General features: G+C 63.5%; 13 protein-coding genes. 7 read left to right on the top strand and 6 right to left on the bottom strand.

Annotation, left to right across the window (positions count from 1 at the left end):
- Window positions 1–634 precede the first annotated feature (634 nt).
- Both FRC96_RS00625 and FRC96_RS00620 read right to left on the bottom strand, forming a co-directional pair.
- Window positions 635–2,131 (bottom strand): viperin family antiviral radical SAM protein, encoded by a 1,497-nt coding sequence (locus FRC96_RS00625; RefSeq protein WP_230469694.1) that lies wholly within the window; start codon window positions 2,129–2,131, stop codon window positions 635–637.
- Between the two features lie 56 nt (window positions 2,132–2,187).
- The gene (locus FRC96_RS00620; RefSeq protein ID WP_230469693.1) at window positions 2,188–2,538 is read right to left on the bottom strand and encodes a DUF4258 domain-containing protein; all 351 of its coding nucleotides are present in this window, start codon (window positions 2,536–2,538) and stop codon (window positions 2,188–2,190) included.
- A gap of 181 nt (window positions 2,539–2,719) precedes the next feature.
- Here FRC96_RS00620 and FRC96_RS00615 point away from each other — a divergent pair, with 181 nt between their 5' ends.
- Window positions 2,720–6,952 carry a hypothetical protein gene (locus tag FRC96_RS00615; RefSeq protein WP_146972110.1) on the top strand — a complete coding sequence of 1,411 codons (4,233 nt, stop codon included), beginning with the start codon at window positions 2,720–2,722 and terminating at the stop codon, window positions 6,950–6,952.
- Window positions 6,953–7,053: 101 nt separating this feature from the next.
- Here the strand turns inward: FRC96_RS00615 and FRC96_RS00610 are convergent, their stop codons facing one another.
- Together FRC96_RS00610 and FRC96_RS00605 are read right to left on the bottom strand one after the other, a co-directional pair.
- On the bottom strand, window positions 7,054–7,857 hold the full coding sequence (locus FRC96_RS00610) for a hypothetical protein (protein ID WP_146972109.1): 804 nt from the start codon (window positions 7,855–7,857) through the stop codon (window positions 7,054–7,056).
- A gap of 889 nt (window positions 7,858–8,746) precedes the next feature.
- Window positions 8,747–9,268, bottom strand: coding sequence for a dihydrofolate reductase family protein (locus FRC96_RS00605; RefSeq protein WP_146972108.1), 522 nt, complete (start codon window positions 9,266–9,268; stop codon window positions 8,747–8,749).
- Window positions 9,269–9,723: 455 nt separating this feature from the next.
- On the opposite strand from FRC96_RS00605, the gene FRC96_RS00600 reads away from it, so the two are divergent.
- The 5 genes from FRC96_RS00600 to FRC96_RS00575 all read left to right on the top strand — a co-directional run bounded on the left by FRC96_RS00600 (window position 9,724) and on the right by FRC96_RS00575 (window position 17,498).
- Window positions 9,724–12,459 (top strand): fibrinogen-like YCDxxxxGGGW domain-containing protein, encoded by a 2,736-nt coding sequence (locus FRC96_RS00600; protein ID WP_146972107.1) that lies wholly within the window; start codon window positions 9,724–9,726, stop codon window positions 12,457–12,459.
- A gap of 814 nt (window positions 12,460–13,273) precedes the next feature.
- Window positions 13,274–14,164, top strand: coding sequence for a hypothetical protein (locus FRC96_RS00590; RefSeq protein WP_146972106.1), 891 nt, complete (start codon window positions 13,274–13,276; stop codon window positions 14,162–14,164).
- 351 nt (window positions 14,165–14,515) lie between these two features.
- Window positions 14,516–15,727, top strand: a complete 1,212-nt coding sequence (locus FRC96_RS00585; protein WP_146972105.1) for a hypothetical protein — start codon at window positions 14,516–14,518, stop codon at window positions 15,725–15,727.
- Between the two features lies 1 nt (window position 15,728).
- Window positions 15,729–16,916 carry a hypothetical protein gene (locus tag FRC96_RS00580; protein WP_146972104.1) on the top strand — a complete coding sequence of 396 codons (1,188 nt, stop codon included), beginning with the start codon at window positions 15,729–15,731 and terminating at the stop codon, window positions 16,914–16,916.
- Window positions 16,917–17,012: 96 nt separating this feature from the next.
- A complete protein-coding gene (locus FRC96_RS00575) occupies window positions 17,013–17,498 on the top strand; it encodes a hypothetical protein (RefSeq protein ID WP_146972103.1) in 486 nt (161 codons plus the stop codon).
- A gap of 42 nt (window positions 17,499–17,540) precedes the next feature.
- Here FRC96_RS00575 and FRC96_RS00570 read toward each other — a convergent pair whose 3' ends face one another.
- Window positions 17,541–18,338: a hypothetical protein gene (locus FRC96_RS00570; protein WP_146972102.1), complete on the bottom strand. Its 798-nt coding sequence runs from the start codon at window positions 18,336–18,338 to the stop codon at window positions 17,541–17,543.
- 1,237 nt (window positions 18,339–19,575) lie between these two features.
- Between FRC96_RS00570 and FRC96_RS00565 the strand changes: the two genes are divergently transcribed.
- Window positions 19,576–21,507 (top strand): hypothetical protein, encoded by a 1,932-nt coding sequence (locus FRC96_RS00565; protein ID WP_146972101.1) that lies wholly within the window; start codon window positions 19,576–19,578, stop codon window positions 21,505–21,507.
- Between the two features lie 332 nt (window positions 21,508–21,839).
- Here FRC96_RS00565 and FRC96_RS00560 read toward each other — a convergent pair whose 3' ends face one another.
- Window positions 21,840–22,796, bottom strand: coding sequence for a hypothetical protein (locus FRC96_RS00560; protein ID WP_146972100.1), 957 nt, complete (start codon window positions 22,794–22,796; stop codon window positions 21,840–21,842).
- Window positions 22,797–23,320: the final 524 nt, after the last annotated feature.

Below are 23,320 nucleotides of genomic sequence, written 5' to 3'. Positions count from 1 at the left end.
CACCCACGAGCGATAGTCAAAAGGGATTCGCACTACAAGAAAGGGCTCACCAACCCCGTCTACAACGCGTCGTTCGTTTGACATGCGATCGCCGACCGACCGCATAAACACGGGCTCATGTCCGACCCACGGTCGGAACATTCGGTCGGAACATTCGCACGCCTTTGAGGTTGGGTGGTTGGGTGGTTGTGGGACGCCGGGGTTCGCGATGGCGGTCGATTTGTGAGGGCGTTGGGGGGCTCGCGTTGAGGTTAGGTGGTCAGGTGGTCAGGTGGTTGTGGGGCGCCACGCTACACGACGCTGGTCGATTCGTGAGGACGATGGGGGGCGCACGCACACCAAAAAAAAACCCGCACGCCCCGTCGAATGACCTCGATTTTCATCCGCCTCCCGTAGGGGGGCCTCTTGTGGGCCCCCGCGATTTACCTCGATCGTCATCCCTCCCCCCCCAAAAGGTCGGGAGGGGCACAAGACCCCTCCCGACGGATTGGGCATTTCACCAACCCACAACCACTTTCCGTTGGCGGCCCCACCACATCCAAAACACAAAAACCCCCGGCCGTCACAGCGACCGGGGGTTTTTCGTTCAATCACACAGCGCTCAACGCGCCACAATCCACGAGTTTACGCCGCTTCATGTTCCAATTGCCGCGCTCGCAGGGGAGATAGATCGAGCCGCGTTCAACACCTTCTCCCGCAGCTCCTCCAGCGTTCCGTCATTGTCGATCACCACACCAACCTCACGTCTGGCCAACTCTTGAGCCTCTCGTTCCGTGGCATCGGCAGACAACTCCTCAGGCGCCCCGGCACCACGCCGCGTGATGTGCCACACACTCGCCCCCTCGGCCTGCAGCGCCTCGAACTCCTCATGCGTTCGCACGTCGGTGCAAACCACACGCTGGCCTTCACCGATCAGCTCACGAATCCGGCGCAACGCGATCCTCAACCACACATTCGGGTCGATCTCGCGGCAGAAGCTCCCCAATTCCTGATAGAGCTTCCGCGGTGACCGACCAAGCTCCTCGACCACCTCGTTTCGCTGCGCTCCCCAGAGCTGCTCTTCCGTCAAACCGAAGAGCACGCCAACGAGCTCCTTAAGCGGATCGGCGATGGCGACGCGCACATAGCCCAGCTCTTCACTCAGAATCTGCCCTGCGCTATCCTTTCCCGCACCGGAGACTCCGGAGATGGCAATCAGAGGGCTGCGCTCGGAATCGCCATCGTTCGCCCAATCATACAGCGCACCGCGAGCCTCGAACTTCTGCGCATCGAACGAAACCTCTTTAAATGCCGCCTCAACCCCAACCTCCAGAATCGGTTTGCTGTAGGTGTGGCCACCCTCCGTATTGTCAAAAAATCGGCCAGCTGGGTCGACCATCGCATAGGACCCGCGCATCGCATCGTTGCACTCCGGCACCACCTCCACCCCGCACGCTTCCACGTGCCGATGCCGCTCCACATAAGCGTCGAACTGGCTGCGCTCGATGAGCAATGACTCGACCGAGCCGTCGTTCTGCCCCTTCACGGGCAACACCTGAAAGAGCTTCCAACGCTCCGGCTTCATCGCCGCCACAAAGTCGCTCATGTCCTCCTTGCAGTTGAGCTGATGCACCACCGTATTCAGCTTGATGCGAATCCCCCGATTTCGGGCGATCGCCGCGCGACGCACCATCTCTGCCGCGGGAAGCACCCCGCCACCCTTCTTCGCCGCGCGCCCGGACGCCCGATTGATCGCCACATCCGCGCTATCCACACTGAAAGCAATCCAATCTAAATTCGGCGCCAGCGCCTCAAAAAGCTCGCCCTCCAGCCTGAATCCATTCGTCACGATCATTGTCGTGACACCGCTCTTCTTTGCTCGCTCGACCAGCTTCGGCAGCCAGGGGATCAGCGTCGGCTCTCCCCCCACAAAGGTGATCTTCTCCGCACCGGCCGCCACCAGGGCATCCAGGATGGCCAGCTGCTGCTGCTCTTTGAGCATGCAACCACCCAGCTCAGCCTTGCTGTCCTCGAAGGTCGCGAAGCAAAACTTGCACGCAAAATTGCAGTGCGTGTTGATGTGGTAGTTCACCGAGAGCGGCAGCCGCCGCTTCCCGAGGGTCGCTTTCTCTCCTGCGTTCGTCTTCGTCACGCCATCTCCTCCCGCTCCAGTCATCGCCTCGCGGGCGCACTTCTTTCCGTTGCTACTCATTGCCCACCCCCGTTTTCTCCGCCGCCGCCGAACGTGCCGAGCTGAGCTCCCAGGAGCATCCCGAGCGTAAACCTCAGCGTCTGCCCCCCGGCGGATTCCCGGGGGAAGACCGTTACGACCCTCTCCTCGTCCGGGGAGAGCACCACGATCAGACCGACCAGCTCCTGCAAACGCGGGTCCGCCCCCTCATCGAGGATCGACTGGGGAATCCTCACCCGAATATCCTCCTCGCGCTCCTCGTACTCCCCGTGTTTCAGGACGGTGATCACGTCCCGCAGCGCGATCTTGCGCTCCCTCATCCGCTGGCGGGCGTGCTTCGAAAGTTTCGGCTCATTCCATCGATACATCATTGGCTCCTTTGGTTTGTGCCGCGCTGAAGTGCCCGGACACAGACCAAACCTAGCCAATACGCGTGTCACACGGTGCTCCACAATATCGACACGCGTGTTACACACGACTTCATTCCAATCACTGCAGGCATCGGTATCGTGGCTTCAACACCAACGCTTTCCCCAATATGGACTGAATATGGACCTCACAGCCCTACCCGCCCGACTGACCGAAGAGCAGGCCAAAGAATGGTCGGCGTGGATCTTTGAAATGACGGAGACGAGCCACGTCAAAGCCCTCGCTGCGGAGCTCGAGGAAAACAATGAGAAAGTGAAGAGTGTTCGTTCTGAGCTCTCGAAATTCCTCAACGGCCACACCCACATCGTGGAGCGCTGGCTTGGAGGAAAGCGCTCGGAAAAAGGCGAAGCTCTCTGTGGCCTTTTGGGTGAAACTGCTGAATCGCTTCTGGCCCGTTATGAGGCCCTCATCCCCCCGCCTCGAGCCGTCGGCCTTTCCCCCCAACATTTGAATCACCTGCCCATTCGTCTGGCTCGAGAAGAGCTCGCCAAAAGCCTCTCCGACCTCCGAAAGGAGCTCAATATTGAGGCGAAATCCCCCATCGAAGACAGCAAGGCTCTGAGCGTCAGCTGGACCGAACTCCGCGACTATCTACTCGATATCGCCGGCCCCACCGCCTCAACGCCCCCTCCCGAGATCAAACTCTCCGTGGAACCCTCGCGCGACCGCGACTCCCACCATCGCGGCCACGAATCCTGCGCACTAGCGCTGCTCACCCGACGCGTAGAGCGCCTTGCCGAAGACCATGGGGGCTCCTTCACATTTGAGGGCGAGAATCACTCTTACTCTCGCAACCCCAAGGAACTGAAACTGAAGGTCCTCCCCCTCTCCCATCAGGATTTCAACGCCGGGCTCGATACGCTTAGAGGGCTCGCACTCACCCCGAACGAAGAGGCGGAAAAGCTACGCGACTTCTTCAGCCAGGTTTCCGAGCCCACCCTCGACGCCTTCTCCCCAGACCATCTCCTTCGCGCCATAGAAGACTTTCGAGAAGGGCGCCTCACCGACCCGGCTACGCGTGCCTTACACAGCCGCCGCATCGAGTGGGAGCGTCACACCCTCCAGGCCAGTGCCGAACCCCATGCGCAAAAATGGCTACAACGAACCTCGCCTACCTTCCTGCGATGGCTCCACATCGCAGGCTCCCTCCAAAGCCAGGTATCTCGCGAAGAGCTCAATAGAATTCTGGAAGTGAAAACCTCGAAAGATTTCACCATAACCAACGCCATCAACCTGCTCGAAAGAGTCCTTCTCAACGACAAAGACGAGTTACCCCCTGAGCGGCGAACGCAGATTCTCCAACTCCTCCCCAATGCCCTCGTTCTGGCACTCGTCAAATCCAAACTTCTCAAAGAGATCGAGGTCGATGATCGCCAGCCCCACTACCAGCTAACTCGCATCTTCTTCGAGTTTGCCGAGCTGGAAACGGCGCTTCACCTCACCCCCGAGCACCTTAAAAATTTGGAGGTAAACCCCAACGCTCGCCTCGTCAGCGATGCCGTCTCACTCGCAAAACCCGAGTCTCTCAACGCGTGGTACAAGCAGGCCATTGAAACCACAGGCATTAACCAACCCGAAGCCATGCTTGCAGTCTTGGAGGGGCTCGCCATGCGTAACGATCTTGAAGGCATGGAAGCAGACGACGCCTTGACCATGCTCTGGGCGTCCGCGCTCTGGGCGAAGCTGCACGGGCTACACGATCCCGAGAATCGACCTGACACAAGCCTTCAAACCACCTTTGCCGCCCGGATCAGCCCCTTATTGCGCCACGCCTTACCGCGCCTCGGTGATAAAACAACCGCTCTGCGATGCCTGAAAGCCTTCGTTGCCCCCAGCATCCTCAAGGCCGTCAAACGTTGGAATCCCGCGCCATCTCTCGACAGCGAAAAGACGGATACGTTTCTATTTGAACACGCCCCCTTCCAGATCTCGCCGATAGGACTCGATGAAGCCACGCTTTATGAGCTTGAATACCGCCATGAAGATGACTGTCCGAGCCATCCGGTCGCCCACCTCGCCATGGCTGGCGACCCCTACTGCCAGAAAGCCATACTAACAGGCACCGAATACAACTCTTTGAAAGGCGCCCCCACCCTCGCCTCTCGCGTGCAATGGCTCCACCAACACCTCGACGCCGACCTGGCTGTGGAGCAGTGCTCATGCACGTTCCGCCCCATTATTGAAGATGCACTAAAAACATTCGCCACAACCCCTACTCCCGAACTCCTCTATCCGCTGCGCACTCTACTCTCCGACGACCGGTTCTTTCCTCTTCTCCCACCCCTCGTACGCGAGGTCGTCGCGACCGTATCCGATGGCCCTATTACTGCGCTGATATGGCTCTTCGACCAACGTGAACGTCGCTTTCCGTCGAACTGGTTAACGAACCCTGCAGTTTCATTTGTCCAGGTCGCCCCTTCGCCCGACGAAATCCGCTGGCCAGAGACCCCAGAAGACATTCTGCTCACCCTGATCGAAATCCTTAATAAAGCGGACTTCCTACAAGAGCTTGTCGAGCTCACCATTGAAAACTTTCAAAAGGAGCCTAGAGCGTTATTTTTGCTTACCAAGGGCCAGGTTATTACCTCGTCGAACGAACCTCACCCTCGCCCCGCCCTCACGTTTCCGGCGATCAGTCAATTTATGAATCTTCGCCACCGTGCCCTTCTACTCCTCGCAAAGCTCAATTCACCTTCATATTTAATCGCTTCGCTCAAAGCCCCTTTCGCCATCAAGTTTGACTTTATAGCAACGCAACGTGCGCTATTCGATGCCCTATATAACGCCATGGCGGACCCGTATAATGGCATTCGGGCCCCGAGCGACTCGGAGTGGGAAGAGCTCCTAAATGTGCTTCACAGAATCCCCGTCAACGATGACTATCGGCACTTATCTTCTGACTCCAGACTCTGGGGCTCTTTCTCCGAAATCGACAGAAAGTCGATTTACATCCTCGCCATCCGAAACGCCCCCGAGGAAAGCCGATGGGGTTTACTCAAACCCCTCTTCAAGAAGGTTTGGGAACTTTCTCTCGATAAAGACTGCCCCCAGGTCCTAAAACACCTTAAAAACGACCTTCCCCCTCGCTCCTCAACAAATCAAGAGTCAGACATATGGATCAAAGAGCGGGAGTCATGGGCCCTGCGACACCACAAAGCGTACATCCGCTCGTGGGCTGACACCCCCTACAACCTGAGTCTCGTTGCTGAAGATCTAGAGTGGGCTGACGCGATCTGGCATCACCTCACGCTTGCACAGCAGAGAAATCTACTGATTGAAATCCCCAAATCATTCAGCGAGGTACCACTCTCCAACACAGCTCAACCTCTTCCCGAGCATTGGATTGAGCGAAGCGAAATTTTGCCGTTGGACGAAAAGCTCACATTCGCTCGACGCCATCAAAACTTGCCTGGACGTCGTGCTGTAGCCAAAACCTGGTTTGAACATGCGGAGGGAGATCGGCTTGAAAACTTCCTCAGCCTGAATTCGGACGAACGACCCGATCCGTCCTGTATTAAGGCGGAGATTGACCAACTGCTCACCGAAACCGTTCGCACGGCCCCCGTGAAGAATGTCCTTGAAACATTGGGAGATCTCATTTGCACACCATCAACATCGTTGCGTTCACGTATTCTCCCTATCTATTTGGAGAAACGCGCACACCACCTCATTTCGACGCAACACTCTCTCACCGATCTAGAGAGCAAGTTGTCTACGGCTCCACCCTCCAGCTTCCTCAAAACACTATCAGACGACTTTCAAGCCAACCTTTCGAGCAGCTCGCTACGGAAGGTCGAAGAGAAAGTCCAGGCATTAAAAAAACGCATCGTTACTCTCGCTGGCGACGTCGAGGCTAAAGAGAATCGAGTTCTCTTTCCCAAAATAAATCCAATTCTGGACACGTGGGTGGATCGCGTCGTCAGCGCTCTTTTCACCAGCAAAGACAAGACTTCGGACATGCGTTCAAGAGAGACGCTCATTGTCAAAGAATTGGCTGCACTTCAACGTGGTGAAAAGATCAAAGGCTTTGAGCCGGACCAGTTCACCTATGCGCTTTCAAATGAAACGATCGACGAGTGTTTGCCGGTACTTCTCACTCGCACCGAGCTGGCAGTGAACATGCATTTTCTTCAAGACATCATTCACGCGCTCGATCGTTCCACGCTCCCGGCTTCGACAGCAGAGGCCCATGCAAATCAATGGCTAAGCGCCTACGAACAGACCTGCGATGATCCACGTCACATGATTGCCATGGGCTACTGGCTCTCCTTCAGGCTTCGTCGCCCGAACCTTCGCCAGATCGTGCGCGATAGAGCCGGTGCCCTGTCGATGGCCGACTCCGGACATCGATAATGAGCGCACTGCACATCCCGCCCCCTAACTCATAAAAAAGCCGGACTCCAAGGAGCCCGGCTCTCTTCCCTCATCGCGACGCCCCCGGCGCCGCAATCCCCTCAACTCACCACCACATCCTCATCCCCAACAACGTCCAATTCCCCCTCCTCCATCTCCCCAAGGTCGGCCTCCTCCACCAACCCCGCACGCCTCCTAGCCGTCGGCCGCACCCGCTCAGCGAGCTCGGGCATCTCGGCGAGCCGAAAAAGCCCCTCGATGATCGAGGCGACCGGGCTATAATGACGGCTCCAGGCCGCGTCGGCCTTATCGCGAGCGTTGAGCGCGGCTTGCGTTTCGCGCTCCTCGACCTGATAGTCCTCCATGCTGGCGATAAGCCTCCTGGCGCGGGTGTCGATCGCCGCGGCCAGGTTGGCAGGGTCGGGGCGCCCCAGATCGAGATCGTCGGGCATATCGACCTTGTAGCCCTCGAAGCCCGCCGCGAGCTTTTCCTGGACGTTCGTGGCGTAGCTCAAAAGGAGGTCGGGCGTCTCCGGGGTGTTCCCCACGAAACCCACATCCTGCGCCGCATACTCGCCCCAGAAGTTGACGATGGCGCCGCGTACCTTGATCAGCACCTGCCGCAACTCCGTCACGGCCTCATCCCGCACCACTCGCCGACGCCGGTCCTCGCCACGCTCCGTGGCCAGGAAACGCTCCGCCCCCTCAAAACCCTCGGCGCTGCGACGCGCGACGTTGGCGATGGCCACCATAAACTGACCCGAGGTCAGGTTCGGCGGCACCCCGTCCGGAAAGAGCAGCCTGTCGAGCCGCTCCCCCGCACTCTCTTGATGGACCTCCGCCGAGCTCCCGATGGTGCGGCTGATCGCGCTCCTATTCGCGCTGGTACGAGAAATCTGAGCCATAGCTAACCCCTCTTAAGGCATACACATGCCTATGGGTCCCCCGGTGCGGAGCTCCGACCGATTCGAAGCCCCCCCCCGACGTCGAGGACGCGTGTTTTGGAATGACCCCACGCTAATCCCATCGCTTTTGCCGCGCAATACGTGAACCAGGCACAACGAAGCCCCCGACGTGGGGCTCGCCGACTCAAGGTGGTGTGACGAAGCGTTCGACGCCTCTCGCAGCGACGAGAGAGGTCGTGTCGAAGCATTCGACGCGTGTCTCAGCAGCGTTGGAAGCCGCGTCGAAGCATTCGACGCGGCTCGCCGCGGCGTTGGAAGTCGCGTCGAAGCATTCGACGGGTGGCTTCAACTCGCGCAAGGGACGACGAACGCTTCGGCGCGTGAGGTTCAACCGGAGCAAGACGCATCGAGCGCTCCGGCACGTGGGTTTAGCTGGCAGACGACACGTCGAGGGCTTCGTCACGTGTGTCCGAGTCAGCGCAAGGGATGCCCAGTGCTCTGGGGGCCAGGTTCAACCGGAGCAAGGGGGGTCGAGGGGTTCGGCGAGTGAGTTTTAAAATGAATGCGAGGCGTCGAAGCGCATGAGGGCTGGGGGATCGGCGATTCGGGGTGGTCAGGTGGTTGTGGGGCGCCACGCTACACGACGCTGGTCGATTCGTGAGGGCGATGGGGGGCGCACGCACGATAGAAGATCCGAGCGCATCCAGGGCGACGCTGACAAGGAGCAAGGAGGAAGCTGTGGCAGCGCCACCGCGACGACGCAGCGACACAGTCAGCGTCGTCCTGGGGCGCTCGGCATGAGGAAGCTGTGGCAGCGCCACCGGCGACGACGCAGCGACACAGTCAGCGTCGTCCTGGGGCGCTCGGCACTGGGGCGCTCGGCAGGCGTTTAGTGTACCTGGTAACGAAGCTGCACCATCCCCGCGCCGATCGAGCGCGCCGACTCCAACATCATCGTATGACGCTCGCCATCCCCAAAAAGCCGAATGCCCTCGCCGAGCACCACCGGCACCAGCGTCATCGTGATCTCATCGATCAGCTCCGCCTCCAGCGCCGATCGAAAGAGCGCCCCACCATCCAGATACACATCGCGTCCCCCGGCCGCCTTTCGGGCCTCCTCGACCATCGCCTCAATCGGGCCATGCACCGGCCGCACCGAGGGAATCGACGTCTCCAGCGCCCGCGACGTCGCCACCAGAATCGGCGTATCGCCATAGAACCACTCCCCCTCCATGGCGCTGACCACATCGAAGGTCCTGCGCCCCATCAGCATCGCGCCGACCTCCGCAAAAAAGGGCGTGAAGGTATCCTCCGCCCCCTCCCCGTGGCCGGGAAGCCAGTCCAGCTCGTCTCCCGCTCCGGCGATCATGCCGTCGAGCGACGTCGCGAAAAAAGCACGTACTCGTGTCATATCTTCTCCCTGTGCGTGTCTCCCTGGGTGTGTCGCGGTGTTCGATCACCGCATACCGCATGCGTATCTGGCGATGAGCCAGCGTCCCCGTCAAGCGAGCTTAGGCGGACAACGCGTCGGTCGGCGCTCGGCCCCCTGCACGCCCCCCAACCCGAGCGCATCCAGGGCGACGCTGGTCGATTCGTGAGGGCGATGGGGGTTCGCCTCTTCATGTGCCCCCCAACCCGAGCGCATCCAGGGCGACGCCGTCGCGATAACACCCACCCGTAGGGGGACCCCTTGTGGGTCCCCGCCGTCAAACCGTTCATAAACGTCGTCGGACGGGTTCACGCGAACCCAAAAACCCGAGCGCATCGAGTTGCATAAGGGATCGATATTGTGAAATGACGTGTAACGTTCTGAAAACATAATGCCACGTCCTTCGTTCGTCCCACCTTCATCCCCAGAGGATCTTGATGCGCTCTCTGCCCTCTCTATCTGCCCGCACACGCTTCGCCACGCTCATCCTGGCCGCCCTCACTGCCCTCACCGCCCTGAGCGCCTGCGGCGACGACGCCGACATCACCCCCACCGAGGGCCTGCGCGACGATGGCGCTGCCTGCGAGCTGGACGACGAGTGCGCGAGCGACTTCTGCCACCCGGAAGACGGCCTCTGCGCTCAGCCCCCTCTCGACGATGGCGCCCCCTGCGAGCTGGACGACGAGTGCGAGAGCGGCTTTTGCCTCCCGGAGCTGGGCATCTGCGACCAGCCCTCCTGCGGTGACGGCGTGGTCCACGAAGGCGAAGCGTGCGATGAGGGTATGGAATCCAACACCTGCAACGCTGACTGCACCGTGGCCTCCTGCGGCGACGGCGTCCTCAACACCGCCGCCGGCGAGGCCTGCGACGACGCCGGCGAGTCCGCGACCTGCAACGACGACTGCACCGCGGCCCGGTGCGGCGACGGCGTCCTCAACACCGCCGCCGGCGAAGCCTGCGACGACGGCAACGAGCTGAACGACGACACCTGCACCAACGCCTGTGAGTTGGCCACCTGCGGCGACGGCTTCGTGCAGCCCGGCGAGGGCTGCGACGACGGCAACGACGTCGACGACGACGCCTGCTCCAACGCCTGCGCGCTCCCCACCTGCGGCGACGGCATCCTGCACGAAGGCGAAGCCTGCGACGACGGCAACGACGTCGACACCGACGCCTGCCTCTCCACCTGCGTGGCCGCCACCTGCGGCGACGGCGCGGTGCAAGAGGGCGTCGAGGCCTGCGATGACGCCGGCCAGTCCGCAACCTGCAACGCGGACTGCACCGCAGCCCAATGCGGCGACGGCATCCTCAACACGGCCGCTGGCGAGGTGTGCGACGACGGCAACGACGTCGACACCGACGCCTGCACCAACACCTGCCAGCCCGCCACCTGCGGCGACGGCATCGTTGAAGAGGGCGTCGAGGCCTGCGACGACGGCAACGACGTCGACACCGACGCCTGCACCAACGCCTGCGCCCTGCCCACCTGCGACGATGGCATCCTCAACCAGGGTGAGATCAACCTCGACTGCGGCGGCCCCAACTGCGCCGGCTGCGAAGACGGCGCCTCCTGCACCTCCGGCGATGACTGCGCCTCCGGTCACTGCGCCTACGGCCGCAGCTGCGCCCCCAACCCCGTCAGCTGCCTCGATCTTCTGCTCGGCGGAACCACCACAAGCGGCGTCTACGGCATCGATCCCGATGGCGACGGCACCCTCGAAGACGTCTACTGCGATATGGACACCGACGGCGGCGGCTGGACGCTGGTCGCCTCCACCCTGCAGACCGCCCTGCGCGACGAAGCCTCCCCCTATTACGACGCGCTGACGACCGTCGACCCCATCTCCGGCAACACCGGCATCTGGAATGGCCTGCGCCCCATCGTCGATCTCACCGGCGATATGCGCTTTACCTGCAAGGTCAGCGCCGCCACCCAGGGCCCCTCCTTTGATGTCGACCTCTCCTTCTACGACGTCTCCTGGTACCAGACCATCACCACCGGCTCCGACGCCGACTCCTGCTTCGAAGACAATCAGGGTACCGGCTACACCGGCCCCTGGAACCGCCGAAACAACCTCACTGGCGAGTTCAAATCCGACACCGACGAATACGGCTCCGGCTATATGGAGGGTGAAGACGCGTGCACCAGCACCACCGACTTTACCCTCGACTTTGATGACCGCGGCATGGACTCCCTCCAGACCGACGGCACCGACTGGGGTCAGGACGATGGCGCCCAGAAATGCGGCTCCGTGCAGGGCATCGGCACCGGCGTCTGGCACGTCTGGAGCCGGGAGACCACCTGCTTCGACGGCCGGAAAAGCGGCGACGAGAGCGGCATCGACTGCGGCGGCTCCTGCACCGCCTGCACCCTGGGTGCCAGCTGCAACATCGACGACGACTGCGCCTCCTCGACCTGCGTAGACGCCATCTGCATGCCCTCGCACTGCAACAACGACACCCTCGACGGCGACGAGAGCGGCATTGACTGCGGCGGCTCCTGCACCGCCTGCACCTTCGGACAGACCTGCAACGAGAACGCCGACTGTGGCCTCGGCTCCTGCGACGACACCTTCACCTGCACCGCCCCGGCCAGCTGCCTCGACGCCCTCACCGACACCCCCGGCCTCTCCGATGGCACCTACGTCATCGACACCGACGCCGAAGGACTCGCCGCCTTCACGCAGGTCTACTGCGACATGACCACCGAGGGCGGCGGCTACACCTTCCTCAAGCTCCTCTCCGACACCAACGTCAACGCCGCCCAGGCCGAAGCCCTCTGCGCCGAGCGCGGCATGCAGCTGCACATCCCCCGCTCCCCGGCCCACCTGGCCGCCACCATCGCCCTGGCCCGCAACCCCAACGTCGGCCCCGACGCCAGCGACGACTACGCCTACATCTTCGCCATCTACCCCGACGTCGACGGCGCCACCTGCGCCTCCCAGCCCTTTAACTCCTCCAATGCCAGCTGCGACTGGAGCGCCGGCGACGGCGGCCCCTTCTACATCTCCGACCGCACCGACATCACCGAGCCCAACGGCGACAACACCACCGCAGGCTCCATGTTCTACGGCTGGAACCCCGACGGCTCCGTCGCCGGCTACAACGACATCCCCGGCGCCGGATACGCCTCGCTGCGTTTCATGTGTCAGGTGGGGGATAAGCTGCCCTGAACGCCACGCTTCACAACGTCCGTCGATTTGTTATGGGCGGTGGGGGGCGCGCGGGTTGTGGTTAGGTGGTTGGGTGGTTGGGTGGTTGTGAGGCGCCCGGGTTCACGACGCTGGACGATTCGTACGGGCGGTGGGGGTTCGCTTTGAGGTTGGGTGGTTGGGTGGTTGGGTGGTTGTGAGGCGCCCGGGTTCACGACGCTGGACGATTCGTACGGGCGGTGGGGGGGTCGCTTTGAGGTTGGGTGGTTGGGTGGTTGGGTGGTTGTGGAACGCCACGCTTCACGACGCTGGACGATTCGTACGGACGGTGGGGGGCGCTCGGCGGGCGCCACGCTTCACGACGCTGGGCGCCCCCCTTTTGTAGGGGGGCCCCTTGTGGGCCCCCGTCACTCTCATCCATGATTGAACTCAAGCCCGAGTTCGAGCCCGAGATCGAGCCCGAGTTCGAGCCCGAGTTCGAGCCCGAGATCCAGCCCGAGCCCGAGATCGAGCCCGAGATCGAGATCGAGCCCGAGATCGAGATCGAGCCCGAGATCGAGCCCGAGATCGAGATCGAGCCCGAGATCGAGATCGAGCCCGAGATCGAGATCGAGCCCGAGTTCGAGATCGAGCCCGAGTTCGAGATCGAGCCCGAGATCGAGCCCGAGATCCAGCCCGAGATCGAGCCCGAGATCGAGCCCGAGTTCGAGATCGAGCCCGAGTTCGAGATCGAGCCCGAGTTCGAGATCGAGCCCGAGATCGAGCCCGAGATCCAGCCCGAGATCGAACACCAGCCTCCCAACCACACTAACCTCCCTTCTCCCCAACTCTCCCCATGCCCCCTTCTCCCACCCCCACCACCCTCCTCTCCGAATATCCCTACCGCCCCCGCAAACTCCCCACCCTCCTCTCCGCCCTTTTTTTCACCCTCTGCGGCATCGTCCTCACCCTCAACGCCACAAACGCCCCCTCCCTCCTGACCTGGGCGTTCGCCACCCTCTCCTGGGCTTTTGTCGCCCTGGCCATCATCGCCCTGGCAGCCGGCGCGCTGCGTCCCCAGCGCATCGCCCTGACGCCCACCTCGCTGATTCTCCCCCGCTCCCGCTGGTCGACCCAGGAGCGCGAAGTTCCCCTCACCGACATCCTCCACACAAGCCTCCTCCAGGTCGCCGGCCAGCGCTTTCTACGCCTTCACCTCCCCGACGAAGAGCTCACCCTCAACGCCGCCATGCTCCCCGACGACGCCGCCTTCCGCACCATCGAGGCGCATCTCAACGCCTCCGGCTTCGCGTCGGACCTTTTCCTGAAAGCATCCTCAGAACCCGGCCCTCGCCACCTCTCCCCCTGGCACCTCCTGGCCATCAAACTCCTCGCCCTCTTCAGCTTCTGCGGCGCCCCCCTCTACCTGACCGACCTGACCGAGCCCTCCCTGGGCGACCCCGGCGCCTTCATCGCCAACTTCACGCCTCTGGCCCTGATGCTCTTCGGCACCCTCTCCCTGGCCGAAGACGAGCTCTCAGGCCTCTCCCTCCTCGTCGTCCGTGCCGGCGCCCTCGGCGCCATCCTCCTCGCCACCCAGACCCTCTTCACGGTCGCACACCTGCTGGCCGGCAACCCCCACCCCAACACCGGCCTGATCACGTTTGGAATGATGATCAGCGCCCTGGCCATCGGGGGGTATCTGTGGATGTGGCGACGTCGGTGCCGGGCGCGTCCCACACACTAAAATACCCGAGCGCATCCAGGGCGGCGCCTGACAAGGAGCCAGGAGGAGCGAGTAGCTTTAGCTACGGCGACGACGCAGCGACACCGTCAGCGTCGTCCTGGGGCGCTCGGCACTTCGCGTGCCCCCCAACCCGAGCGCATCCAGGGCGGGGCTGACAAGGAGTGAGGGATGAAGCTGTAGCAGCGCTACTGCGAATCCCTCACGACACAGTCAGCGTCGTCCTGGGGCGCTCGGCACCCCGACCTTCTTGCATACCTCCCGAGCACCACGTAAATTCGCCAGCGCATATCCCCTCCGTGATGTCCCGGCACCCGACCCCTGGCAGCCCCCTTTGTACTCAGGTTCACCCTCATGACGTTTTGTAGGTCGCGTATGCTCGCCAGGGTGGGGCTCCTCCTATTCATCATCCTCATCATCCTCAGCACCGGCTGTGAGTCGGAGCATGTGCAGGAGTGTGCCAACACCGCCGAATGCGACGCCGACTTCACCTGCATCGCCGGTCGCTGCCAGTCCCCCGATGTCTCGCTTGCCGACGTCGACGTCAACGACGCCACAGACCCGGGCGATTGCCGCGTCGATCTCTGCGCCGACGGCCTGATCTGCAACGCGGTCACCGGCGTCTGCGAGAACTGCGCGCTCGATGAGCAATGCGAGGAGTTCGCGGTCTGCCACGCCACCGAGCGCGTCTGCACCTGCCGCGCAGGCTACGTGCGCTGCGGCGGGGTCTGCGTCCCCGAAAACTCCGTGCAGAGCTGCGCCGGCCCCTGCCAGCCCTGCCCGGAGGTGGAACATGGCGAGGCTGTCTGTGTGCAGCAGACCTGCTCGGCGAGCTGCGAGGAGGGGTTCTTCCTCTGCGAGGAGGGCTGCGACGGCCCGCCGGGCACCTGCGTCGAATGCCTGAACAACACCCACTGCACCGACCCCGACGCCCCCGTCTGCAACCAGGGCGTCTGCGGCACGTGCGCCTCCAACGACGACTGCGCCGGCGTCGAGGGCAAACCCGTCTGCGACCCGGCATCCGCCACCTGCGTGGAGTGCCTCCTCGACCAGGCCCAGGCCTGCGGCGACTTCTCTTGCGACCCCGAGACCCGCAGCTGCACCACCACCGGGCTTCGAAGCCGCGGAAGCTGCGAGCCCTGCCGCTCCGACGCCGAGTGCAAAACCGACCACATCTGCGTCGCCATGGACTTCGACGGCTCCCCGCGCGACGCCGCCTACTGCCTGCGCATCGACAACGCCCCGGCCAATGAGACCGACTGCCTGGAGCCCTTCACCGTCCTGGACATCCGAGCGAGCATCACCACCGGGGAGTTCGCCATCGTCTGCGGCATCAACGAAGCGCTGACCACCTGCGAGGCTGTCCTCGACTACGACAGCGAGTGCGCCGACGCCGACGACTGCGGCGTCCCCGGCCTCAACGACGGGGTCTGCGACACCATCGAGTTCGAGCCCGGCTCCCGCTGCTCCTACCCCTGCGACACCGCCTCCCAGTACCCCCAGTGCCACTCGCCCTTTAGCTGCGCGACCGGAACAGGCGGCACGCAATACTGCGGGGCCTGGTAAAATGACCTCCGTGCCCCTGCCTGCCCCCCCCTTACGAGCCCTCGCGCTTCAGGTGCTGCTGGCGCTCCCGGGCCTGCTGCTCCTGGCGGCCTTGGGCTGCTCCTCACCATCGACCGTCAGCTGCAGCGAGGCGCAGGACTGCTTTGAGAACGAAGCCTGCCGCGCGGGCATCTGCGTGGCCGTCGAACCCGACACCGGCGAGCCCGACTGCGTCGAGAATATCGGCATCTGCGGCGAGGATTTTTGCCATCCCGAGCGCCGCACCTGCGTCGCGTGCGTACGCAACGACCACTGCCCCGGCTCGCTCGTCTGCGACTCCGACTCCAGCCAGTGCGTCTGCCCCTCCGGCACCCACCTCTGCGGCGACACCTGCGTCGACTCCAGCTCCGTCGCCCACTGCGGCACCCGCTGCGAGCCCTGCCCCACCGAATTCGGCGCCGACGCCACCTGCTCCCGGGGCCAGTGCGCCCTGGCATGCGCCGCGGGTTTCTTCCCCTGCACCGGCCCCGACTGCCAGACGGCCTGCGTCGAATGCGCGGGCCACGCCGACTGCACCGACCCGGCCCGCTCCCGCTGCGTGGAGGGCCGCTGCCAGGGCTGCGCCACCTCCCGGGACTGCGCGTCCCAACCCGACACCCCGGTCTGCGACACCGACACCGGCACCTGCATCGAATGCACCGTCGACGAGTCCGGCGCCTGCGGCGGAAACTCCTGCGACCCCGCCACCCACCGCTGCACCGACACCCCCATCCGAAGCCTCACCGACTGCCAGCGCTGCAAGGCCGACATCGAATGCCAGGACTACCAGCGCTGCATCCCCATGAACTTCGCCGGCCAGAGCCGCCCCGACGGCTACTGCATGGACATCGAGAGCCTGCGCGCCTGCACCCAACCCTTCCCCATGAACGTCGAGCGCGTCAGCCTCTCGGGCCATCCCCTCACCCGCTACTGCGGCATCCGCGAGGAGAAGATCACCTGCGAGGCCTTCCATGACTTCGGCAGCCGCTGCGACGACGACAGCGACTGCGGCGCCCCCTCCCTCGACGACGGCACCTGCACCTGGTTCTCCGGCGGCGCAAGCTCCCGCTACCGCTGCACCTACCCCTGCACCAACTCCGAGGACTGCCCGGCCGGCTCCTTCTGCACCAGCCCCAACAACGGGTTTTGTCTGGATTCGAGCGGGTCGTAGACCGCGGGCGGTGAGGAGCGTGCGGGTTCGCGATGTGGGGAGGTGCGACGGGCGGTGGGGGGCGTGCGGGGTGTGGTTGGGTGGTTGGGTGGTTGGGTGGTTGTGGGGCGCCTGGGTTCGCAATGTGGGTCGATTCGTAAGCCCCTCCCAGCCGCGCGGTCCACGCCCGAGTACGAATACCAGCCCGAGATCGAGCCCGAGATCCAGATCGAGATCGAGACCGAGATCCAGATCGAGACCGAGATCCAGATCGAGCCCGAGATCGAACCCGAGATCGAGCCCGAGATCGAGCCCGAGATCGAGCCCGAGATCGAACCCGAGATCGAACCCGAGATCGAGCCCGAGATCGAGCCCGAGATCGAACCCGAGATCGAGCCCGAGATCGAGCCCGAGATCGAGCCCGAGATCCAGATCGCCCCCGCCCGTAGGGACAGCCCCCTTGTGGATCCCCACGTCCTATACATTGGGTCGGCTCTCCCTCCCCAAAACACAAAAACCCCCGGCCGCCTCAGCGACCGGGGGTTTTTCATTCATTCACGCACGCCCCTCAACCCAATCCGAGCGTATCCAGGGCGGCGATGACAAGGAGGCTGAGATGAAGCTGTAGCAGCGCTACTGCGAATCTCAGACGACGCTGTCAGCGTCGTCCTGGGGCGCTCGGCTCTCCTCCATCTCCCCCAGATCGGCCTCCTCCACCAACCCCGCTCGCCGCCTGGCCGTGGGCCGCACCCGCTCGGCGAGCTCGGGCATCTCGGCGAGCCTGAACAGCCCCTCGATGATCGACGCCACCGGGCTGTAATGCCGACTCCACGCCGCCTCGGCCTTGTCGCGGGCGTTGAGCGCGGCCTGGGTCTCGCGCTCCTCCACGCCGTAGGCGTTCACCGCCTGCTCCAGCGCCGTGGCCCGCGCCTCGATCGCCGTGGCCAGGTTGGCCGGGTCCGGCCGCCCCAGGTCCAGATCGGAGGGCATGTCGACCTCGTAGCCATCAAAGCCCTGACCGAGCTTCTCCCGAACATTGCGCGCGTAGCTCAGAAGCTGCTCCGCCGTCTCCGGCGTCGTCCCCACGAAACCCACATCCTGCGCCGCATGCTCGCCCCAGAAGTTCACGATGGCGCCGCGGGCCTTGATGAGCACCAGGCGCAGATCCTCAAACCTTTTATCGCGCGTCTCCCGCAGCCGACGGTCCTCGCTGCGCTCGGTCGCCAGAAAACGCTCCGCCCCCTCAAAGGCCTGTGCATTGCGGCGGGTCACATCGCCCACCGCCCGGACCACCGTCGCCATCGTCAGATCGGCCGGCACCCCGTCGGGAAAGAGCAGCCGGTCGAGCCTTGCCCCCACCTCCTCATGATTCACCTCCACCGTGCTCCCGATGGTGCGGCTGATCGCGCTCTTCTGGGCCGTCGTACGAGAAATCTGAGCCATAACTCACCCCTCTTCAGGCATTCACATGCCAAAAGGTCCCCCGGACAGGCGGCCCTGACCTATTCAAGACCTCCCCCGACGTCGAGGACTCATGTTGTGGAATGCCCCCACGCTAAACCCATCGCTTTTGAGGCGCAACACATGAAAGCACCGCGCCGAAGCGAACGACGACCCTTCCCGCGATTGAAACAGTTTCGCCGAACCGCTCGACGACCCTCCCCCGGATTGAAACACCTCCGTCGAAGCGAACGACGACCCTCCCCACCACTGAGACACCCTTGCCGGACCGAACGACGCCTATGCCTGGGGTTGAAACACCCGCGCCGGAGCGAACGACGAACCGGTTTCAACTCCAGAAAGGCGTGTCGGAGCGAACGACGCACCGGTTTCAACTCCGAAACAGCGCGTCGGACCAAAGGGCAGACCTGTTTCAACCGCCAGAGACCCCGTCGGAGCGAACGACGCAACGGTTTCAACTCCAGAAAAGCGCGTCGGAGCGAATGACACATCTGTTTCAAAACAAAAGAGCCCCGTCGGAGCGAACGACGCATCATTTTTAAAATGAAATAGTGGCGTCGAAGCGCATGGGAGCTGGGGGCGCCACGCTTCGCGATGGTGGGCGATTCGGGTGGCCGTTGGGGGGCGTGCTTTGTGGTTGGGTGGTTGGGTGGTTGTGGGGCGCCCGGGTTCGCGATGTGGTCGATTCGTTTGGGCGGTGGGGGGCACGCGCTGTGGTTGGGTGGTTGGGTGGTTGGGTGGTTGTGAAACGCCCGGGTTCACGACGTGGGTCGATTCGTGAACACGGTCAGGGGTTCTCGCACAATAAAATACCCGAGCGTATCCAGGGCGGGGCTGACAAGGAGGCTGGGATGAAGCTGTAGCAGCGCTACTGCGAATCCCAGACGACACAGCCAGCGTCGTCCTGGGGCGCTCGGCATGTGGAGCACTAACCTCCCGGTTAGAGGCGTAACCCTCTTCCAACCGGGGCTTTATCGAGCGTCGTTCAAACTCGGAACGAGAAGCGAAACAAAGTCAAGCCTCTCAAAAATCAACAATTAGCCTATCAGGGTAGCGCTTCTATCTCACAAAAGAGCATCCCCATAACGAGGCTGGCACTGAAGCTGCAATGAGCTCGGGTCCCGGATGCGGGAGATATCTGATCTGGGACGCATCCCTGACGGTAACGTGCTCATGAGGAGCCAGCACCGTGCGTCCCACACGCTGGATGGAGAATGGAATGATGAGTCCTCTTTCGAAACGTTTAAGCCTGATGATGCTGGTCGGTGCGCTGGCCGGTGGCCCGGTGGCCTGCTCGGACACCGCCGATGAACACCCCAACACCGAGGTTCCCGACGCCGGCGAGCCCGACGCCGAACTGGATGCCGATCCAGATCCCGACGCCGAGCCCGACGGTGGTGATCCGGTCGAGACCCGCGCGCTTCCCCTCTCGCTGAAGGTCCAGGATGAGGCGGGCATGCCCATCGCCGGCGCCAGCGTGATCTACCAGGGCCAGGCCCACCTCACCGACCTGGGAGGCCAGGTGCTCATCGAGCCGGCCGCCGGCGCCGAGACCATGATCGTGCAGATCGAGGCCGAAGGCTACGCCCCCTCCAGCGCGGAGCGTCCGGTGGTGGAGGCGGCCGAGGGTCAGCAGATGAGCGCGCTGGTACGCCTGCTGGCCCTGGGAGAGGCGCAGAGCTTTGATGCCGAAGCTCCCGCCACCCTGGAGGTCCGCGGCGTCCGCATCAACCTTCCGGCCAACGCCCTGGTCGACGGGGAGGGCAACCCCGTAGTCGGCCAGGCCGAGATGACCTTCGCCGGCATTGAGCCCTCCAGCGATGACCTGCGCTTTATGCCCGGACCGCTCATCGGGGTGCCCACCGAGGGCGATCCGGTGGATCTCTTGAGCGTCTATATGGCCGACATCACCTTCTGGCAGGATGGCGAGAAGCTGCAGCTGGCCGAGGGCGTCGAGGCCGATCTGGAGTTTCCGATCTCGGAGGCCTTCTCCGGCTACGCGGTCGGCGACACGATCCCCTTCTGGAGCTTTGATCTGCAGCAGGCCCGCTGGGTCTATGAGAGCGAGTGCGAGGTCATCGCTGGCGATGGCCTGGTGGCCTCCTGTCAGGCCGGGCACTTCAGCTGGTGGAACGTCGACAAGCCTCTGGGAACGCGCAACTGCGTGGAAGTCACCGTCGTCGACGCCGAGTCTGGCGAGCCCATCCCCGGCGCGACCATTGAGGGCGAGGGCCAGAGCTACCTGGGCCAAGTCGCCCCCTTTGGCGCCACCGACGAGATGGGCGTCACCTGTGTCGACTTTATGCGCGAGGGCACCATCGAGCTCAGCGCGCTGCACTCCTTCTACTACCAGAGCGCCGACGGCCCGCTGACGGTGGTCGGCAACGAGACGGCCGCCAGCTGCCAGTCGGAGGAGGGCGGGGAATGCCTCCAGATCACCATCGAGATGAGCAACGCCCGAGGCTGCCTCAGCGGTACCCTGCTCAATGAGGACGCCGAGCCGGTGGCCGGCGCCCCGGTCTACGGCCTCTATGAGATGATGACCGGCCCCGCCTCCGCCGTCACCGAGTCCGGCGACGACGGCACCTACTGCCTGGCCCTTCCGCCGGTCGACGAGGTGGAGCTTGTCTCGGTGCATGAGGACGCCGCCGCTCAGGCCGTTATCAGCTTCGACCCCGACGCCTTTACCGAAGCCGCCTGCGGCTCCGAGGGCTGCGAAGACGCCGGCGACCTGGTGCTGGAGAGCGGCGCCACCACCTGTGTGGAGGGCATCCTCAACTCCTACACCACCCAGGGTAACGAGTATGTCGGCGTGCCCCGCGCCGACCAGCCCGTCTACATCTACCTGGGCGATGTCGAGCTGACCTGCGGCCCGGATGTAAACCCCGAAGATCGCGGCCAGATTGTGGCCCAGGGCATCACCGACGCCGACGGAGGCTTCGCGCTCGACCTGCCCCTGATGACCGACGTACAGGTCACCGTGGTCATCGGTGAGTGCCACGAGCAGTTCGGGCGAGAGTGCCTGGCCTTTAGCAACCAACCCTCCGGGTCTGTGATCTTTGACATCGAAGGGATCGAGGCCAGCGTCGAAGACGGCGGCTGCCAGCAGCTTGGCGAGTTCAACACCCCGCCGATGTGCTACCAGGACTGAGCGCCACGCTTCGCGACGCTGGTCGACTCGTGTGCGCGTTGGGGGGGCGCGCTGTGGTTGGGTGGTTGGGTGGTTGCGGGGCGCCACGCTACACGACGCTGGTCGACTCGTGTGCGCGTTGGGGGGTTCCCGCACACCAAAAAACCCGAGCGCATCCAGCGCCTTCGATAGCAAGGAGGCTGGGATGAAGCTGTAGCAGCGCTACCGCGACGACGCAGCGACACAGTCAGCGTCGTCCTGGGGCGCTCGGCACCGAGTGCATCCAGGGCGGAGCTAGCAAGGAGGCTGGGATGAAGCTGTGGCAGCGCCACCGCGAATCCCAGACGACACAGTCAGCGTCGTCCTGGGGCGCTCGCAAATTTCAAAAAATACCGCTCCTTCCCCCGCGACGACACCACACGAAAACGCAGCAGCGCCTCCTTGTTCTCCCACGCCGCCTTGAACGCCATCACATCCGCCACGCTGCGATCGATCTTGCCTTTGATGAGCGTGCCATCCCCCGACCTGCACTCAAACACACGCGACTCGGGAAGCGCGCCGATCAACATGCCCTCCACCTCGTCCTCACGCTCCGTCATATCGGCGACATTGAGCGCGTCGACCACGCGCCGCACCTCTTCATCACTGTTGAGCCTGACCTGCCGCCCCTCAAACTCCGCCGCGAAGAGTGCGCCGTGGTCGGCCAGCACCTTCACAAACGCCCGCACCTTATCCGCCGCCCGGCGATGCATCTCCGCGACCGCATCCGATGTCGCCTCGTCGCTCGATGACGACGTCGCCACTTCGCCGATCAACGCCAGGGTGGTCTCGATCGCCAGCGCATACGCGTCCACCCGACGCTCCTGTGCTTCGGGCAACATACTCCCCTGCGGTGGCTCCTCCTCGGGGGCCAGAGGCGGCAACTCCAGCTCAAAACCGCACGAACCACCCGCCCTATCCACAATGCGCAGCGAACGCTCTTTGAGCCTCGGCAGACGCCCTCCCTCCATCGGTTCGTCGGCCATCAAACCAGCCCGAACCGCTTCCACCACATCGACAAACGCCTTGAGAGCGGCAGCACCAAACCCCGCATCCATCGAACGCCTTCCCTCTACCGGCGACCCTCCAAACACGATCGAAAGAGATCTCGCCTTCGGCAGATGCTCGATCTCCGCCAGACGCTCCCGGGCATTGGCCAGACGACGCTCCAACTGCAGGCGCTCAATGACCTCATCCTCGCGTAGATCACGAAGAAAGCGCGTGAGCGTGCCGATCTCAGTGCGTATAAATTTCAGTTCGTTGCCGCTCATGCAGCACCTCTTTTGTAGCCATTCTGCGTTTAGCCAAACAAAAACATCCGCGTCGCCGAAAAACCTCGTGTTTGTCGATATTTGGGAGAGCAGCCTCCCCTACGTCCGACGTGTTCAAAACGTACGCCCGCATTCACCTCCCAGGCGAGCGACGAACGCCGCCACACCATTGCCATCATCCCCCCGTAGCGGGGGCCCTTGTGGGTCCCCGTCGTCCATACACACACCGACGCCCCGCCACCCGCCCGTAGGGGGACCCCTTGTGGGTCCCCGCCGTCCATACACACACCGATGCCCCGCCGCCCGCCCGTAGGGGGACCCCTTGTGGGTCCCCGTCGACCATACACACACCGATGCCCCGCCGCCCGCCCGTAGGGGGACCCCTTGTGGGTCCCCGCCGTCCATACACACACCGATGCCCCGCCGCCCGCCCGTAGGGGGACCCCTTGTGGGTCCCCGCCGTCCATCCCTATGCCGATGCCCGCCACCCGCCCGTAGGGGGACCCCTTGTGGGTCCCCGCCAC

It is taken from the genome of Lujinxingia vulgaris (genome assembly GCF_007997005.1).
Classification (GTDB): Bacteria; Myxococcota_A; Bradymonadia; order Bradymonadales; family Bradymonadaceae; genus Lujinxingia.
The sequence above is the reverse complement of the archived record's forward strand: the minus strand, read 5'-3'. Positions and strand labels throughout refer to the sequence as shown.

Excerpts from the sequence above, each read along its gene's own strand:
- FRC96_RS00565 (WP_146972101.1), top strand. The coding sequence starts at position 19,576 with ATGATGAGTCCTCTTTCGAAACGTTTAAGCCTGATGATGCTGGTCGGT.
- FRC96_RS00620 (WP_230469693.1), bottom strand. The coding sequence starts at position 2,538 with ATGTATCGATGGAATGAGCCGAAACTTTCGAAGCACGCCCGCCAGCGG.
- FRC96_RS00600 (WP_146972107.1), top strand. The coding sequence starts at position 9,724 with ATGCGCTCTCTGCCCTCTCTATCTGCCCGCACACGCTTCGCCACGCTC.
- FRC96_RS00610 (WP_146972109.1), bottom strand. The coding sequence starts at position 7,857 with ATGGCTCAGATTTCTCGTACCAGCGCGAATAGGAGCGCGATCAGCCGC.
- FRC96_RS00560 (WP_146972100.1), bottom strand. The coding sequence starts at position 22,796 with ATGAGCGGCAACGAACTGAAATTTATACGCACTGAGATCGGCACGCTC.
- FRC96_RS00590 (WP_146972106.1), top strand. The coding sequence starts at position 13,274 with ATGCCCCCTTCTCCCACCCCCACCACCCTCCTCTCCGAATATCCCTAC.
- FRC96_RS00580 (WP_146972104.1), top strand. The coding sequence starts at position 15,729 with ATGACCTCCGTGCCCCTGCCTGCCCCCCCCTTACGAGCCCTCGCGCTT.
- FRC96_RS00570 (WP_146972102.1), bottom strand. The coding sequence starts at position 18,338 with ATGGCTCAGATTTCTCGTACGACGGCCCAGAAGAGCGCGATCAGCCGC.
- FRC96_RS00615 (WP_146972110.1), top strand. The coding sequence starts at position 2,720 with ATGGACCTCACAGCCCTACCCGCCCGACTGACCGAAGAGCAGGCCAAA.
- FRC96_RS00585 (WP_146972105.1), top strand. The coding sequence starts at position 14,516 with ATGACGTTTTGTAGGTCGCGTATGCTCGCCAGGGTGGGGCTCCTCCTA.
- FRC96_RS00605 (WP_146972108.1), bottom strand. The coding sequence starts at position 9,268 with ATGACACGAGTACGTGCTTTTTTCGCGACGTCGCTCGACGGCATGATC.